The 15028-nt window shown below is 35.7% G+C and carries 12 protein-coding genes; 4 read left to right on the top strand and 8 right to left on the bottom strand.

The annotated features are described in order from the left end of the window. Positions 1–4: 4 nt before the first annotated feature. The 7 genes from C1638_RS18655 to C1638_RS18685 all read right to left on the bottom strand — a co-directional run bounded on the left by C1638_RS18655 (position 5) and on the right by C1638_RS18685 (position 8084). Positions 5–250, bottom strand: a complete 246-nt coding sequence (locus tag C1638_RS18655) for a DUF6576 domain-containing protein (RefSeq protein WP_109623463.1) — start codon at positions 248–250, stop codon at positions 5–7. A 78-nt stretch (positions 251–328) separates the two neighbouring features. Then, positions 329–709 (bottom strand): TraR/DksA family transcriptional regulator, encoded by a 381-nt coding sequence (locus C1638_RS18660; protein WP_045501318.1) that lies wholly within the window; start codon positions 707–709, stop codon positions 329–331. A gap of 58 nt (positions 710–767) precedes the next feature. Beyond that, positions 768–4163, bottom strand: coding sequence for an isoleucine--tRNA ligase (ileS, locus tag C1638_RS18665; RefSeq protein WP_109623464.1), 3396 nt, complete (start codon positions 4161–4163; stop codon positions 768–770). Positions 4164–4436: 273 nt separating this feature from the next. Then, positions 4437–4757 carry a hypothetical protein gene (locus C1638_RS18670; RefSeq protein ID WP_109623465.1) on the bottom strand — a complete coding sequence of 107 codons (321 nt, stop codon included), beginning with the start codon at positions 4755–4757 and terminating at the stop codon, positions 4437–4439. A gap of 35 nt (positions 4758–4792) precedes the next feature. Continuing rightward, positions 4793–5083, bottom strand: a complete 291-nt coding sequence (locus C1638_RS18675; RefSeq protein ID WP_123838399.1) for a hypothetical protein — start codon at positions 5081–5083, stop codon at positions 4793–4795. 68 nt (positions 5084–5151) lie between these two features. Continuing rightward, positions 5152–5457 (bottom strand): hypothetical protein, encoded by a 306-nt coding sequence (locus C1638_RS18680; protein WP_109623467.1) that lies wholly within the window; start codon positions 5455–5457, stop codon positions 5152–5154. Between the two features lie 2 nt (positions 5458–5459). Further along, the gene (locus C1638_RS18685) at positions 5460–8084 is read right to left on the bottom strand and encodes a hypothetical protein (RefSeq protein ID WP_109623468.1); all 2625 of its coding nucleotides are present in this window, start codon (positions 8082–8084) and stop codon (positions 5460–5462) included. Between the two features lie 233 nt (positions 8085–8317). Here C1638_RS18685 and C1638_RS22735 point away from each other — a divergent pair, with 233 nt between their 5' ends. The 3 genes from C1638_RS22735 to C1638_RS18700 all read left to right on the top strand — a co-directional run bounded on the left by C1638_RS22735 (position 8318) and on the right by C1638_RS18700 (position 12107). Continuing rightward, positions 8318–10000, top strand: coding sequence for a M23 family metallopeptidase (locus tag C1638_RS22735; protein WP_109623469.1), 1683 nt, complete (start codon positions 8318–8320; stop codon positions 9998–10000). A gap of 126 nt (positions 10001–10126) precedes the next feature. After that, positions 10127–11419, top strand: coding sequence for a flexirubin biosynthesis putative acyl-CoA ligase FlxY (gene flxY, locus C1638_RS18695; RefSeq protein ID WP_109623470.1), 1293 nt, complete (start codon positions 10127–10129; stop codon positions 11417–11419). 76 nt (positions 11420–11495) lie between these two features. Next, complete coding sequence (locus C1638_RS18700; RefSeq protein ID WP_109623471.1) at positions 11496–12107, top strand: hypothetical protein; 612 nt, start codon at positions 11496–11498, stop codon at positions 12105–12107. A gap of 33 nt (positions 12108–12140) precedes the next feature. On the opposite strand, the gene C1638_RS18705 is transcribed toward C1638_RS18700, so the two are convergent. Next, positions 12141–13397 carry an NAD(P)/FAD-dependent oxidoreductase gene (locus C1638_RS18705; protein ID WP_109623472.1) on the bottom strand — a complete coding sequence of 419 codons (1257 nt, stop codon included), beginning with the start codon at positions 13395–13397 and terminating at the stop codon, positions 12141–12143. 98 nt (positions 13398–13495) lie between these two features. Here C1638_RS18705 and flxA point away from each other — a divergent pair, with 98 nt between their 5' ends. Next, positions 13496–15016: a flexirubin biosynthesis tyrosine ammonia-lyase FlxA gene (gene flxA / locus C1638_RS18710; protein WP_185140446.1), complete on the top strand. Its 1521-nt coding sequence runs from the start codon at positions 13496–13498 to the stop codon at positions 15014–15016. Positions 15017–15028: the final 12 nt, after the last annotated feature.

Here is a 15028-nt window from a genome sequence, read left to right on the forward strand (position 1 = left end):
ATTTTTACATTTTGGACAACTCGTCGAGCCGCTTTCTTTCTCTTTCTGATAAGTCATTGACTCCGTTTTTGCCCATCTTACTCAACAGTTTGTCAATTTCTTTCTCCCGCTCTCGCTTATCAGAATTAAACTGGTCATCAATGGTGTAGTTGGTGTGCTTCTCCGGGAAAAATCTATTCTTGATCCATTCCCTGTTGAAGAACAGTAAAACTGCTGCCACGATGATTGCTAAAATTAAGACTTCGCTCATGGGTATACATTAAAAATTAGGTTTATAAAGTATCCGTGAATACCATATAAACCCAATATTATTTTACAAACCTTACGGCTATTTCTGCATATTTTTCGCTTCAATGCTCAGCGTAGCGTGAGGAACGGCTAAAAGTCTTTCCTTAGGAATTAATTTTCCTGTTACTCTGCAAACACCGTATGTTTTGTTTTCGATTCTGATTAAAGCATTCTTAAGATCACGAACGAATTTTTCCTGTCTTCCTGCGAGAATAGAGTTCTGCTCTTTGCTCAAAGTTTCTGCACCTTCTTCAAATGCCTTGAATGTAGGTGAAGTATCATCTGTGCCATTATTCTGGTCATTGATGAAACTTTCTCTGATCAGCTGAAGATCTTTCTCCGCCTTTTCTATTTTTTCTTTAATGATCGCTCTAAATTCCTGTAAATCAGCATCGCTGTATCTAACTCTTTCGTCTGACATATTCTTTCTCTTTTTTAATAAAATTATGAAATGGAATTTGAAATACAATAACTACATGTTAATTTTTTTCGACATTTATCTTAAAATTAACCTCATCTATTTCGATTTCGTTAAAATTTGAAAGTGAAGATACAATTTCTATTTTATTTGACAAGACTTCAGAAGAAATATATTCCTCATTTTTCTTTACATCTTCAAGGAATGGTGAATTCTCTTCAATGAAGATATTGATCCTGTCTGTCAGTTCAAAGTCTTTCTCTTTTCGCAGGTTTTGAACTCTGTTAATGAATTCTCTTGCGATACCTTCTGATTTTAACTCATCGGTTAATGTCAAATCTAATGCCACAGTTGTTTTTCCGTCGGAAGTTACCGTCCATCCCGGGATATCTTTAGTAGAGATCTCTACATCATCAAGGGTGATCTCATATCCCTGAACATCAAGTTTTCCTTCTTTTTCAAGACCGGCAATTTGTTCTGTGCTGAAATTACTGATTTCGGCACCTACCACTTTCATGTCTTTTCCTAATTTAGGACCAAGAGCTTTGAAGTTTGGCTTTATTTGTTTTACAATTAAATGGGATGCTTCTTCAGCATTAATTAACTGTAGTTCTTTTACGTTTACTTCCTGCTTGATAAGGTCTGCAACAGCTAAGATTTGCTCTTCTGTTTTAGCATCCAATACAGGAACCAATACTTTTTGTAATGGCTGACGAACCTTTACGTTCTCTTTCTTTCTCAAAGAGAAAACCATACTGGTAATGTTCTGAGCTAAGTGTGTTTTTTCAACCAAATCCTGATCGATTAAACTTTCATCAGCTACTGGGAAGTCTGTTAAATGTACAGATTCACAGTTTTCTTTACCAGTTACTTTATTTAGGTCCTGATACAATTGATCCATAAAGAACGGAGCAATAGGAGCAGATAATTTTGCCACTACTTCAAGACAAGTATATAAAGTCTGGTAAGCAGAGATTTTATCATCTGAATATTCTCCTTTCCAGAAACGTCTTCTACATAATCTTACATACCAGTTACTCAAGTTATCATTCACAAACGTACTGATTGCTCTTGCTACTCTTGTAGGTTCGTAATCTTCGTAGAATGCCTTTACTTCTTTGATAAGAAGGTTAAGTTCGGAAAGAACCCATCTGTCAATTTCCGGACGATTTTCTACTTCTTTTTCTGAATAGTTGAATCCATCAACGTTTGCATATAGAGAGAAGAATGAATAGGTGTTGTAAAGCGTTCCGAAGAACTTTCTTCTAACCTCATCAATTCCCTCAATATCAAACTTCAGGTTTTCCCAAGGATTGGCGTTGGAAATCATGTACCAACGGGTAGCATCCGGTCCGTATACGGATAATGTTTCGAACGGATCTACAGCATTTCCTAAACGTTTTGACATCTTTTGTCCGTTTTTATCCAAAACAAGACCGTTACTCATTACATTTTTATAAGCAACAGAATCAAAAACAGCGGTCCCAATTGCATGAAGTGTATAGAACCATCCACGAGTCTGGTCAACACCTTCTGCAATGAAATCGGCAGGGAATGCTTTATTGTTATCAATTAATTCTTTATTCTCAAAAGGATAATGCAATTGTGCATACGGCATAGAACCTGAATCGAACCAAACGTCGATCAAGTCGCTTTCGCGTTTCATAGCCTTTCCTGAATCAGAAACTAAAACTACTTTGTCTACTACATTCTTGTGAAGATCAACAAGCTCGTAGTTTGACTCAGACATATTGCCGATGATGAATCCTTTGAATGGGTTTTCAGTCATTACCCCTGCAGCAATTGATTTCTCAATTTCGTTGTATAGCTCTTCTACAGAACCTATGATTTTTTCTTCTTTCAGATCATCTGTTCTCCAGATAGGCAACGGAATACCCCAGTATCTTGAACGGGATAAGTTCCAGTCGTTTACATTTTCTAACCAGTTGGCAAAACGTCCTTCTCCGGTAGCTTTTGGCTTCCAGTTGATCTCTTTGTTTAAGTTAACCAATCTGTCTTTTACAGCAGTCATCTTTACAAACCATGAATCTAACGGGTAGTACAATACAGGTTTGTCTGTTCTCCAACAGTGTGGATAAGAGTGGACATATTTCTCTACTTTGAAGGCTTTGTTTTCTATTTTTAATAAGATAGCAAGCTCTACATCCCAAGATTTCTCAGGAGCAGTTCCCTCATCATAATATTCGTTCTTGATATATTTTCCTGAGAAAACTTCAGGAACATTTTCTCCCTGAATAAATTTACCCTGTAAATCTACTAATGGAACAAGATTGTCATTTTCGTCCTTTATCAACATTGGCGGGATCTCAGGCTGAGCCATCTTAGCTACTCTCGCATCATCTGCACCAAAAGTAGGGGCAGTGTGTACGATACCTGTACCGTCCTCTGTTGTTACAAAGTCTCCTAAAATTACTCTGAATGCATTTTCAGGATTGTCGTTTGGTGTAAACCAAGGAACTAATTGCTCATATCTTGTATCAACAAGTTTTTCTCCTGTAAATTCTTTTAAAATTCTGAAAGGAATTACCTTAGTTTCTGGAGTATAGTTTGCAAAATCCTCATCTGTACCCTCAGCATATTTTTTACCGAAAACCTTAGGTAAAAGAACGCTGGATAGCACAACAGTTATTGGCTCAAATGTATATTGGTTGAACGTTTTAACCAAAACATATTCGATATCTCTACCTACGGTAAGTGCAGTATTGGATGGCAACGTCCAAGGAGTTGTCGTCCATGCAAGGATATGTACGTCTCCGTCTACATCGTTGAATAAAGCAGATGAATCTTTCTTAACTTTAAACTGAGCTACTACGGTTGTATCTGAAACATCACGATACGTTCCTGGCTGGTTCAATTCGTGGGAAGAAAGCCCTGTTCCTGCTTTTGGAGAGTAGGGTTGGATCGTGTAGCCTTTATACAACAAGCTTTTGTCATATAATTGCTTCAACAACCACCAAACGGTTTCCATATATTTTGATTTGTATGTGATGTACGGATCCTCAAGATCTACCCAATACCCGATTTTTTCGGTAAGGTTGTTCCAAACGTCTGTATATCGCATTACTGCTTCACGGCAAGCTTTATTATAATCTTCAATAGAGATTTTTTTACCAATATCTTCTTTAGTGATTCCTAATTCTTTTTCTACACCCAGTTCCACAGGAAGACCATGCGTATCCCAGCCTGCTTTACGGAAAACCTGCTTTCCATTTTGAGTCTGGTAACGGCAGAAAATATCCTTCAATGCTCTTGCCATTACGTGGTGAATTCCAGGCATACCGTTTGCTGAAGGTGGACCTTCATAAAAAACAAACTCAGGATTACCCTGACGAATCTCAACACTCTTATTGAAAGTTTTATTTTGTTTCCAAAATTCCGCTACATTCTCTGCTACGTCAATAAGGTTGAGGTTTTTGTATTCTTTAAATTGGCTCATTGTAAATATCTCAATATTCGTTGATAAATTAAGTCTGCAAATTTACTAAATTTTGTCGGTTTATAAGATATGTTTTATTGAGGATATTTCTATTAAAAAGTTCAATTTCAGAAATATAAATGAGGAAAGAGCTTAAAAGTAAAAACTAAAAGGTTAATAAGCGAGTTTTCTTTGCTATTTTTATAGGAAACATTGAACATTTTATCCATATCAAAGCTATTCTTATTATGGGTGATATATTAAAAAAACAAACCACCCGAAGGTGGTTGTACATTATTGAAAGTCGCTGAGTCTTGGAATATCTGGCCATCTTCCTGCTTCATATTCTTGGATATAATATTCTATTTCTTTTCCTGTTCCAAGCAATATAATTTTACCATTACTATTTTGAACTATGAAAGGGGCATTCCCCATTAATGTATTATCATCATCGTTTCTTGTATCATTATATTTTTTTGTATTATATCGAAATATTATTCCATAAGATTTTTTAATGCATCTATCTTCCAAAATGACGAGATCTAACCCACTTTTTTCACTTCTTTCTTTTACGTAATTTTTTGCAATTTCTATTACTTCTTGTTCTATTAACATGTAAATTTTATTTTAGTATGAAAGTGAACCTAATATTAATTCTGATTAGGATCCCAAACTCCATGAGTACTGGGTTTCCATGTGCCATTTTCATACCCATTTAAATAATACTCTACATCGTCAGATGTTCCAAATTGAATGACTATACCGGTATCATTTTTTACAAGGAATGGGCCGTTGCCTGCCAAACGATGTTTCGTAGAATCTTTCGCAACATAGCCATAAATATTTCCATAACTTTTTTTTATGAATTCGCTAAGAACTATAAGTTCAATATTTATTTCCTGGCCTATCTGGCCGACGTATTTGTTGGCTATTTCTAGCATTTTATTGTCTGTTAACATGTTATTTTACTTGAATTTTCATTTAGCGAAATAATAAAACCAATATCGGTTTAATTTGGGTACCAGACATCATTAGAACCCGGTTTCCAAGTTCCATTTTCATATTGTGTAATATAATATTCTGTAGGATCTGCTGTTCCGAATTGAAGAACCCTACCTGCTTTGCTTTCTACCAAAAATGGACCATTGCCCGCCAGACGATGTTTTTTAGAGTCTTTTGCACCCCAAAAATATATACTTCCGTATGACTTATTTATTGTCATTTCTGATAAAATAATTAATTCTATATTTATTTCTTCTTGAATTTCTTTGACATAGCGTTTTGCTATTTCTTTTATTTCTTCTTTGTTTAACATAATTATTTTACTTTTAAATATTCTAATGATTCATATTCATTTACATCAGCAATTATGGCTTTTTGCCCATCTAATGGTAAGAGTCTCTTTCCGATCTTAATAACATTAAATACATGTCCTTTAGTTATATTAGTATAAGAACTTTTGGTATAAATGTATATAATCCCTATTTCACCATCTACCATATTATTTTTAATTTTTTCAATTGGTAAAGGTTTAGAAAATTTACTATGATAAAGGCCTTCCAAAATGTCAACATCTAATCCTTTCGTATGAATAGCTGCTGAAATATTTCCTGTCATTAAATATTCTACCATTTTTTGAACTACAAGTACACAGTTAGAAGTTGAAATCATTACAACCTCTTCATTAACTATATGATGATTAAAATAAGGTAATACATCATATATATAATCAATTGCATTTTCTGGGGTAATTTTTGTTTCCTCAAGAACTTTTAGCCCAGCTCTAAACTCATCTGCAGTAAGGCTAATACGTGGTGTAGCATTCTCCGGCATCCCGGCAAGCCTGCTAAACTCTTCTTCAAGCTTACCTAAATTCCCTCCAGCTCTTCTATAGATATAATCTAAAAAAATATTGGTTCTTGCGGGAGACTTTCCTTGGGAAAGTAATTTTCCTTTATGAATTACACCTACTTCTTTCTCTGCATTCTCTACAAAAAGCACTTTCAGTTTCTCAAAATCTGAAGAGTGTTCAGTAATGCTTTTTATGCCGTCTTTTGAAAGAGCTGCTAATCCTTTTTTAGAATAATTTCTTAAAGGAAACGAATATAATGTATTTTCAATTAATTTCTTAAGGCTTTTCTGCTGAGACGGATATCTGGAAGTGTATAATACTTCTACTGTTGCATCCAGTGCTTTTTCTGCCTTAGGCAACATGCTTACCATAGCACTTGCGGTGCCTTGGACCATATAGATATCATCCCATAATTCTAAAAGCTTTCTCCCTTTGGTGGTCATTTTAAGCTCATCCCTGAGTTGAGCCTCTATATAAAAATCTGAAAGAGCAACCCCGATATCTGCATAAGCTACATATAAAGGCAATCCTGATACTCCGGATTCTATAGTGGCAAGACTGGCTGATATGACCATGAGATCGGCAGCAACACGAAGACATCTTAGTGCATCTTCTGCCGCTTTCTTTTGTGCGATGTGATAAAGGAACAACGCCGGAACTTCAGTATCCGTTTCAATAGTTTGAATCTTACCGGAGGAAAGTTTAGTTTTTTCATAAACCTTAAGATGTAGCATGTCCAGAGGTCTGAATTCTCCGTTTTCAATTTCATTCTCAGCTTCAATTTTCTTCGTTTTTAGATTCCAGACTTTTACTGTATTAATCAGCGTGACGATATTTTCAGGATCTCCTTCCATAAAATATCCTGTAAGCTCACAATGTCTTTCTATCGTATCAGAATCTCTACTGACTCCAAAAGCGAAAAGACTCCCTGGTTGTAAAGGCTGATGAGCGTCATCCATTGCATGTTGAGCCTGCATGAAAGCCGTTACATAAATGACAAAAAGTTCTTTATTCTCAAACATTTGTCCGTGAGCCACCTGATTGGTATCTGAAATGATGCCTTTTCCCATGTACACACTCTCTCCATCTAAAGAATGATAAATATGAAGAATGAGTTTGGGATCGTTTTTAATTTTTTTGTAAACAAATTCTCCGGAAATTGCTGTAAGAATACGGATAGCATATCGGCTTTTGTCTCTGAAAGGCTCTACTGCCAAAGCGGCGGCCTTACCTATTGAGTCTACATCACGAAGCAATTGGGAATCATAATTTAAAAACTGTAAAAAATGATCCCATAGCATTTGATCGGAAAGTTTCTTTGCTTTTCCTTTGTAGTCTACGCCTGTCAGGGCAAAATTAGGAAGCTGATTATAGAAAAACATCAGATCATCTATGGTAGTAAGGCCGCTTCCCGCTTCTTCAAAATGAGCAATAAGACCTACCTGTGCCATTTCTCGATGATAAGGAAAAAGATAGGTGATAACATCCATATAATCTTCCACATCGCTAAGATTAATTTTTATGGCATCAGGAGATTTCGAAGAATAACCTATCGTAGTTTCTACCTCGTTGATTACAGTCTGTGTAGGATCCCTTTTATATTCACGATAAGGAATATTGATGGTACAGTCTACTTTTCTTTCCTTAATTCCTATCTCTGTATGATGGGTGTAATTTTTAGGATCAATGTAACCGGGACTCACATTGACCCATACCTTTTTATCAATGCGCTCTAAAAAAGAATTTTGAAACTGTTTTTCATCTATTTTAGGTTCCTGGATGACTAATTTCTCAATCATCTTGGTCTTCACTCTTACGTTATCAATTCTAGCAGGAGGTATTTCTTTCAGGTTTACTTTTTCTACTTCTTGCGAATAGTTTATAAAGTTCTTCCTTGCATCAAAAAGATAAGTATTGAAATCTGTTGAAGAAGCAAGTAATCTGAAAAGCTTTCCCTCATCCACCCACAGGTTCGTAAAAAAAGGTTCTATAGAATTAGTTGCAATCTTTTCTCCTTTCATGCCTGCCCATATTTCCCGACTTATCTTGTCAAAGTCGTCCATTTCTTTTAAAGGATTTTTAAAATTCATCTTTAAATTTTTTCATTAATACTATTTTCATGTTTTGGTTGTTGGTGCATAATTTCAGGTAAAAAGAAATTTTCTATGACTTTTCACCTGAACCATTATAGCGCAAATATCAATGCTGGAAGCGACAAAACTTGGCGTAAAAAAACAAAAGTGATTTTAAAAATAGATGATCGCAGCAATCACTTATTGGCCGGAATTTTGTACATTTAAGTAGATCTAAACCCAAATGCTGTATGAAAATCCTTTGTAAACTGATGGTTATTATTTGTTTCATTAATAGTACCATCACACAAGCTCAAACCAACTATCCACAAAACTATTTCCGTAATCCCTTGAATATTCCCATGCAGCTGGCTGCCAACTTTGGGGCTGTACGGACCAATCATTTTCATATGGGGTTGGATCTACGAACCAACAGTCAGGAAAATTTATCTGTAGTGGCGGCGGCAGATGGTTATGTGAGTAGGATAAAAGTTGAACGATATGGCTTTGGAAATGCCGTGTACATTACCCATCCTAATGGGTACACAACGGTCTATGCTCATTTAAACAAATATTTTGACAAGCTGGATGAATATGTAAAAGAAAGACAGTACAAAGAAGAAAAGTGGGAGCAAGATATTACTTTCCAACCTGGCCAGTTTCCGGTTGCAAAAGGGCAATTGATTGCTTTGAGTGGAAATACAGGAGGTTCGGCTGGCCCACATTTGCATTTTGAAATAAGAAACACCAAAACAGAAGAATGTCTCAATCCATTGCTTTTTGGTTTTGCCATTCCCGATTCTGTAGCACCCATTATCAATGGCTTGTATTGGTATGATCGTCGTTTTAGTACGTACGAACCCGGAGCTAATGGAGTTACTGTAAAAAAATTAGGGAGCACTTATACAGCAGATATTGTTCGAGTAAATTCTCCCACAATAAGTTTTGGAATTAAAGCGGTGGATAAAGCCAATCAAGGATTTAATCTAGGTATTTATCAGGCAGAATTATTGATGGATGGAAAATTGATTTATAGTTTTTCCATTGATAAAGTAAGCTATGATGATACCCGTTATCTGAATGGCTGTATAGATTATACCAAATTTATCAGAGATAAAATAGGGATTCAGCATTTATCTACATTGCCGGGAATGAAATTAAAGGATTATAGTATTCCTAATCTTTCGGGAATTATTAATCTCCAGGATGAGGAAGTTCATAATATTGAAATTGTTTTAAAAGATGTAAAAGGAAATACCAGCAGATTAATCACAAAAGTTCAGCTCAGTAAAATAGGAGATCAGATCGCTTCCACAACAAAAGCCATTCTTCCCAATGATGGAAAAACAATTACCTCAGAGAATGCAGAGATTGGTTTCAGCAAAAATGCTGTTTATGATGCCGTGAACTTTAATATGTATGAAAAACCTGATGCAGATGCTCTTTCCAATGTGATTGTGCTAAATAGTCCCTACATTCCTGTTCATGATAATTATACTTTGAAAATAAAACCCAACAGAAAATTAACCAAAGAAGAGAAAGATAAAGTAGTTATTTCTCTCAATTATGGAAGCGATACTGACGTGATAAAAGGAAAATGGAATGGCGATCAGGCAGAAGGACAGTTCAACAGATTAGGTACTGCAAAACTGATAGTAGATAATGGCTTACCTTCCGTTTCTTCTGGATGGAAAGACGGTGCAGTCATTAACGGTGGCACTTTACGTTTAAAAGGGAATACAAAAATTGGTGATATTGTTTCATTTCGGGCAGAGCTTGATGGGAAATGGCTTAGGTTTGCCCGTGTAAAGGATGATTTCATCTATATCTTTGATGAAAAATGTCCAAAAGGATCAGGGGAGCATACCTTGAAAGTGACAACAGTGAATACGGCAGGAAATACAAACATACAAACGTTTATATTTCAAAGATAAAATGATGTAATGATCCGGGATTTTCATCACCAATCAACATCAGTATGAACCCACAACTGAAAATCGTTACTATATTTTACATCAAAACATTCTACAAATTAATAAATTTGCTTAAAATTAAAATCATTGGAATTTCATCCGTTCATCGAAAAATCTAGCACTCAGGAAATAAAAACCATTCAGGAAGAAAAACTCCAGAAGCTTTTGGCCTATCTTGAGGGTAATTCACCTTTTTATCAGAGGCTGTTTACAGAAAATAATATCAACATTGCAGAGATCCGTACTCTGGAAGATCTGCAAAAAATTCCTACCACCTCAAAGAATGATTTACAGCAGCATAATCATGATTTTTTCTGTATTTCACCAGATAAGATTGTAGATTATAGTACCACTTCAGGAACCTTGGGAGATCCGGTAACTTTTGGTTTGTCTGACGGGGATCTTGAAAGGCTTGCTTACAATGAAGCAATATCCTTTGCTTGTGCAGGAATTCAGAAAGGAGATGTAGTGCAGATGATTACTACAATTGATAAACGCTTTATGGCGGGGCTTGCCTATTTTTTGGGATTAAGAAAAATGGGGGCAAGTGTGGTCAGAATGGGGCCAGGAATTCCGGAATTGCAATGGGACTCTATTTTTAGATACAAACCAAAATACCTGATTACCGTTCCGTCTTTCTTGCTTAAGATGATCGATTATGCAGAAAAGCACGGATTGGATTACAAAAATTCGAGTGTTTACGGAGCTGTGTGTATCGGAGAAAGTATCAAGAACCAAGATTTTACAGATAATATTCTTTCTCAAAAGATCAAGGAAAAATGGAATATTAAACTCTTTTCTACCTATGCTTCCACCGAAATGAGTACTGCTTTTACAGAATGTGAATTCCAGATTGGAGGTCACCATCACCCTGAACTAATCATTACGGAAATTCTGGATGATGACGGAAATGTTGTGAAAGAGGGCGAAAGTGGTGAATTAACTATTACGACTTTGGGTGTAGAAGCAATTCCTTTATTGAGATTCAAAACCGGAGATATTGTAAAAGCTCACTACGAGCCATGCCCATGTGGTAGAAATACAATGAGGCTGGGACCTGTCATTGGAAGGAAACAGCAGATGATCAAGTACAAAGGAACAACGTTGTACCCACCGGCAATGAACGACATCCTGAATGATTTTAATAATATTCTATGCTATCAGATTGTAATTCAGTCCAACGAAATAGGATTGGATGAAATTATCATCAAGGTAAGTACAGAGCAGGAAAATGAAAACTTTGTAAATGAAGTAAGAGACCATTTCCGTGCAAAATTGAGGGTAAGTCCCAAGATTGAAGTAATAGACTTTAATATTTTATCCAAAACAGTCTTTAACCCAAACAGTAGAAAACCGATTACATTTATAGATTTAAGGTAGATTAAATTAAAGTAACAAAAGGACACAAATCACTTTTTATAATATCTTTGCCAGCTTATATAATAAAGCTATAATTATGAAAAAATTATTTCTGCTAGTGTTCTTAGTTATGATGACAACGGCAGCTTTTGGACAGGAAAGTATGAATCTTGTTTCAGGTGGTTTTGAAGTCTTAAAAGACCAGACTGAAGTTAATGTAGAACTTAAATTTGAGAATGTATTATTTATGAAAGAAAATATTACAGAAACTCAATATTTGGAAAACAGAAAAAAACAAGTTCTGGATAATCCCAAAAGAGGAGAAAAAGCGTGGAACATGTGGATCTCAGAATGGGAAAGGTACAAAAAAGAAGAGTATATCAATTATTTTACAAAAGGTCTGAATAAGACTTACAAAGATATTTTATTTAAAAAAGACAGTTCAGCAAAATATACTTTGTTATTGGAAACAAAATGGATATTTCCGGGCTGGCATGCAGGATTAACGATGATGACAGCAGAAATTAACAGTACAATAAAATTGGTGGAAACAAACAATCATTCAGTAGTTTTAGCGGAAGTAGAACTCAATAAGTTTGATAGATTTGTTAATAATGATGAGATTGTGATGGAGTATGGTAGAATTGCCGGGGCTTATGAATCTGCCGGAAGATATCTGGGAAAGAAAATAAAGAAATCTTTAAAATAAAATAAAAACGGTCTGAATTTTCAGACCGTTTTTTTATTGTTGATTTTGTTGTTCCTGTTTTTCCAGTTTGATGAGGTTTGCAAGGTTCTTGATAACCGTATCATGTTTTCTCACAAATGGATTGTCTTTATTCCAGACATATCCTGCTAAAACAGCACATATTTTTTTCTTTACATCAGGGTTTTCCGGTTGGTGGAAGAAGAGTTCCTGAAGATTTCCAGTATACCATTCCTTTACATAAGTTGTAAAAACATCTACACCATACAGAATGTAATCTGTGTATTCAGTCTGCCAGTTTATTTTTTCTCCGTTTAATTGTCTTAATGCCAGTTTTGCAGCTAGCATCCCTGATTCTGTAGCAAAAGCCATTCCCGATGAGAAAACAGGATCAAGGAACTCAGAAGCATTCCCCGTTAATGCAAACCCGTCCCCGAATAAGCTTTTTACAGAACAAGAATAGTCTTTCAAATGTTTTGGTTCAAAAAGAAACTCTACATCACCAAAACGCTTTACATAATAATCCGAAAGAGAAATTGCCTTTCTTAAAGCTTCAGCAGTATCTCCGCCTTCGGAAAGTTTTTCAATATAATCAGTTGGCCCTACAATTCCTAGGCTGGTATTTCCGTTGGAAAAAGGAATTACCCAAAGCCAAACTTCAGTTTCAATAATATCAAAGGAAATCAAAGTGCCCTCTTCACCAGGTTCTCTGTTGGTGTCCTGTACATGAGAGAAAATAGCAGAGTGGGGAGATAGTTTTGATGGTTTTTCAAGATCTAATAAACGAGGTAATACTCTTCCGTAGCCACTAGAATCAATCACAAACTTGGCATGGATCTCCTTAGTTTCTCCATCCTTATTCCTTACTGTTGTGATAGAATCTGTTCCTTCAAATTTGATATCTATAACTTCAGACTCGAATTCAAGATCAACCCCTTTATTAATAACTTCCTGAGCAAGTGTATTATCAAAATCAGCTCTTGGAACCTGCCAGGTCCAGTCCCAGCCTTCCCCGAACTTGTTGCTAAAATCAAAAATACAAACTTCATCACCACGAAGAAAACGTGCTCCCAGCTTTTTCTCAAAGCCCATTTTGTCTAATGCAGGAAAAAGTCCGGCCTCATCAAAGTGGTCCATCACTCTCGGAATTAAGCTTTCCCCAACTACCAGTCTGGGGAACTTTGTTTTTTCAACAACTTTTACGCTGACGTTGTTCTTCTTTAGGTACGAAGAAGACACGCATCCGGAAGGTCCAGCTCCGATTACAAGAACGTCAACAAATTCTTTGCCCATCTTTGATTTTTTATTTTAATAATAACTTTTATCTTTGCCGCAAAATTAGTGACAAATAATTAATATTTTACAAAATTATCAACTATTACTTTTAATTGATGAAAATAAATAACTTTTTAGAACTGAAAGACTTTCAAAAAATTATCATTGGGAATGAAAAAATAGAACTGGATGAATCACTTTTGTCAAGAGTGAATAAAAGTTTTCAGTTTTTAAAGGAATTTTCAAAAAATAAAGTAATATACGGTGTGAATACCGGTTTTGGGCCAATGGCTCAATTCAAGATCAGTGATGAAGATACTCATCAGCTTCAGTATAACCTGATTAGAAGCCATTCTTCAGGTATTGGAAACCCTTTGCCTGCTCAGGAAGTGAAAGCTTGTATGCTGGCAAGATTGAATACCCTATCACTAGGAAATTCAGGGGTGCATGAATCTGTGATTTATCTTCTTCAGGAGCTGATCAACAGAGATATTACGCCATTGATTTTTGAACACGGAGGAGTAGGAGCAAGTGGAGATCTTGTGCAGTTGGCTCACCTTGCTTTGGTATTGATTGGAGAGGGAGAGGTTTTCTATAAAGGAGAAAGAAAATCAACAAAAGAAATTTTTGAAACCGAAGGATTAGAGCCAATCAAAGTTGAAATCCGTGAGGGACTTGCTTTGATGAACGGAACTTCCGTGATGTCAGGAATTGGTATCGTGAATGCATATAAAGCTAATCAGTTAACAGATATTTCTCTTAGACTTTCTTGTGCAATCAATGAGATTGTACAGGCTTATGATGACCACTTATCAGCAGCGTTGAACGGAACAAAAAAACATTACGGTCAGCAGAAAGTGGCAGAAAGAATGCGTGCACACCTCGCAGACAGTAAACTGATCAGAAAAAGAGAAGATCACTTATATACCCATTTTGAAGAACAGGAAAAAGTATTTAAGGAAAAGGTACAGGAGTATTATTCCCTAAGATGCGTTCCTCAGATTTTAGGGCCCGTGTTAGATACATTGGAATACACTGAAAGAGTTCTTGAAAATGAAATCAATTCTGCCAATGATAATCCGATTATCAATGTGGAAGATCAACATGTTTACCACGGAGGAAACTTCCATGGGGATTATATTTCCTTGGAAATGGATAAACTTAAAATTGTAGTAACTAAACTTACAATGCTTGCAGAAAGACAGTTAAACTATCTTTTGAATGCTAAAATCAACGAAATCTTGCCTCCTTTTGTAAATTTAGGTAAATTAGGGTTCAATTTTGGAATGCAGGGTGTGCAGTTTACAGCAACGTCTACTACCGCAGAAAGCCAGATGCTGTCCAACTCTATGTATGTTCACAGTATTCCGAATAATAATGATAATCAGGATATCGTAAGCATGGGAACCAATGCAGCGGTTATCTGCAGAAAGGTTATCGAAAATGCATTTGAAGTATTGGCTATTGAGGCGATTACGATCATTCAGGCTGTTGAATATCTTGGTTTCCAGGATAAAGTATCATCATCTACCAAAGAATTATATGATGAGATCAGAAAAATTATTCCTGCATTCTCTGATGATATGGTGATGTATCCATATTTGGAGGAAGTAAAGAAATATTTAAAGGCAATGTAATTGTTGACTATG

Source organism: Chryseobacterium oncorhynchi, assembly GCF_002899895.1.
Lineage (GTDB): Bacteria > Bacteroidota > Bacteroidia > Flavobacteriales > Weeksellaceae > Chryseobacterium > Chryseobacterium oncorhynchi.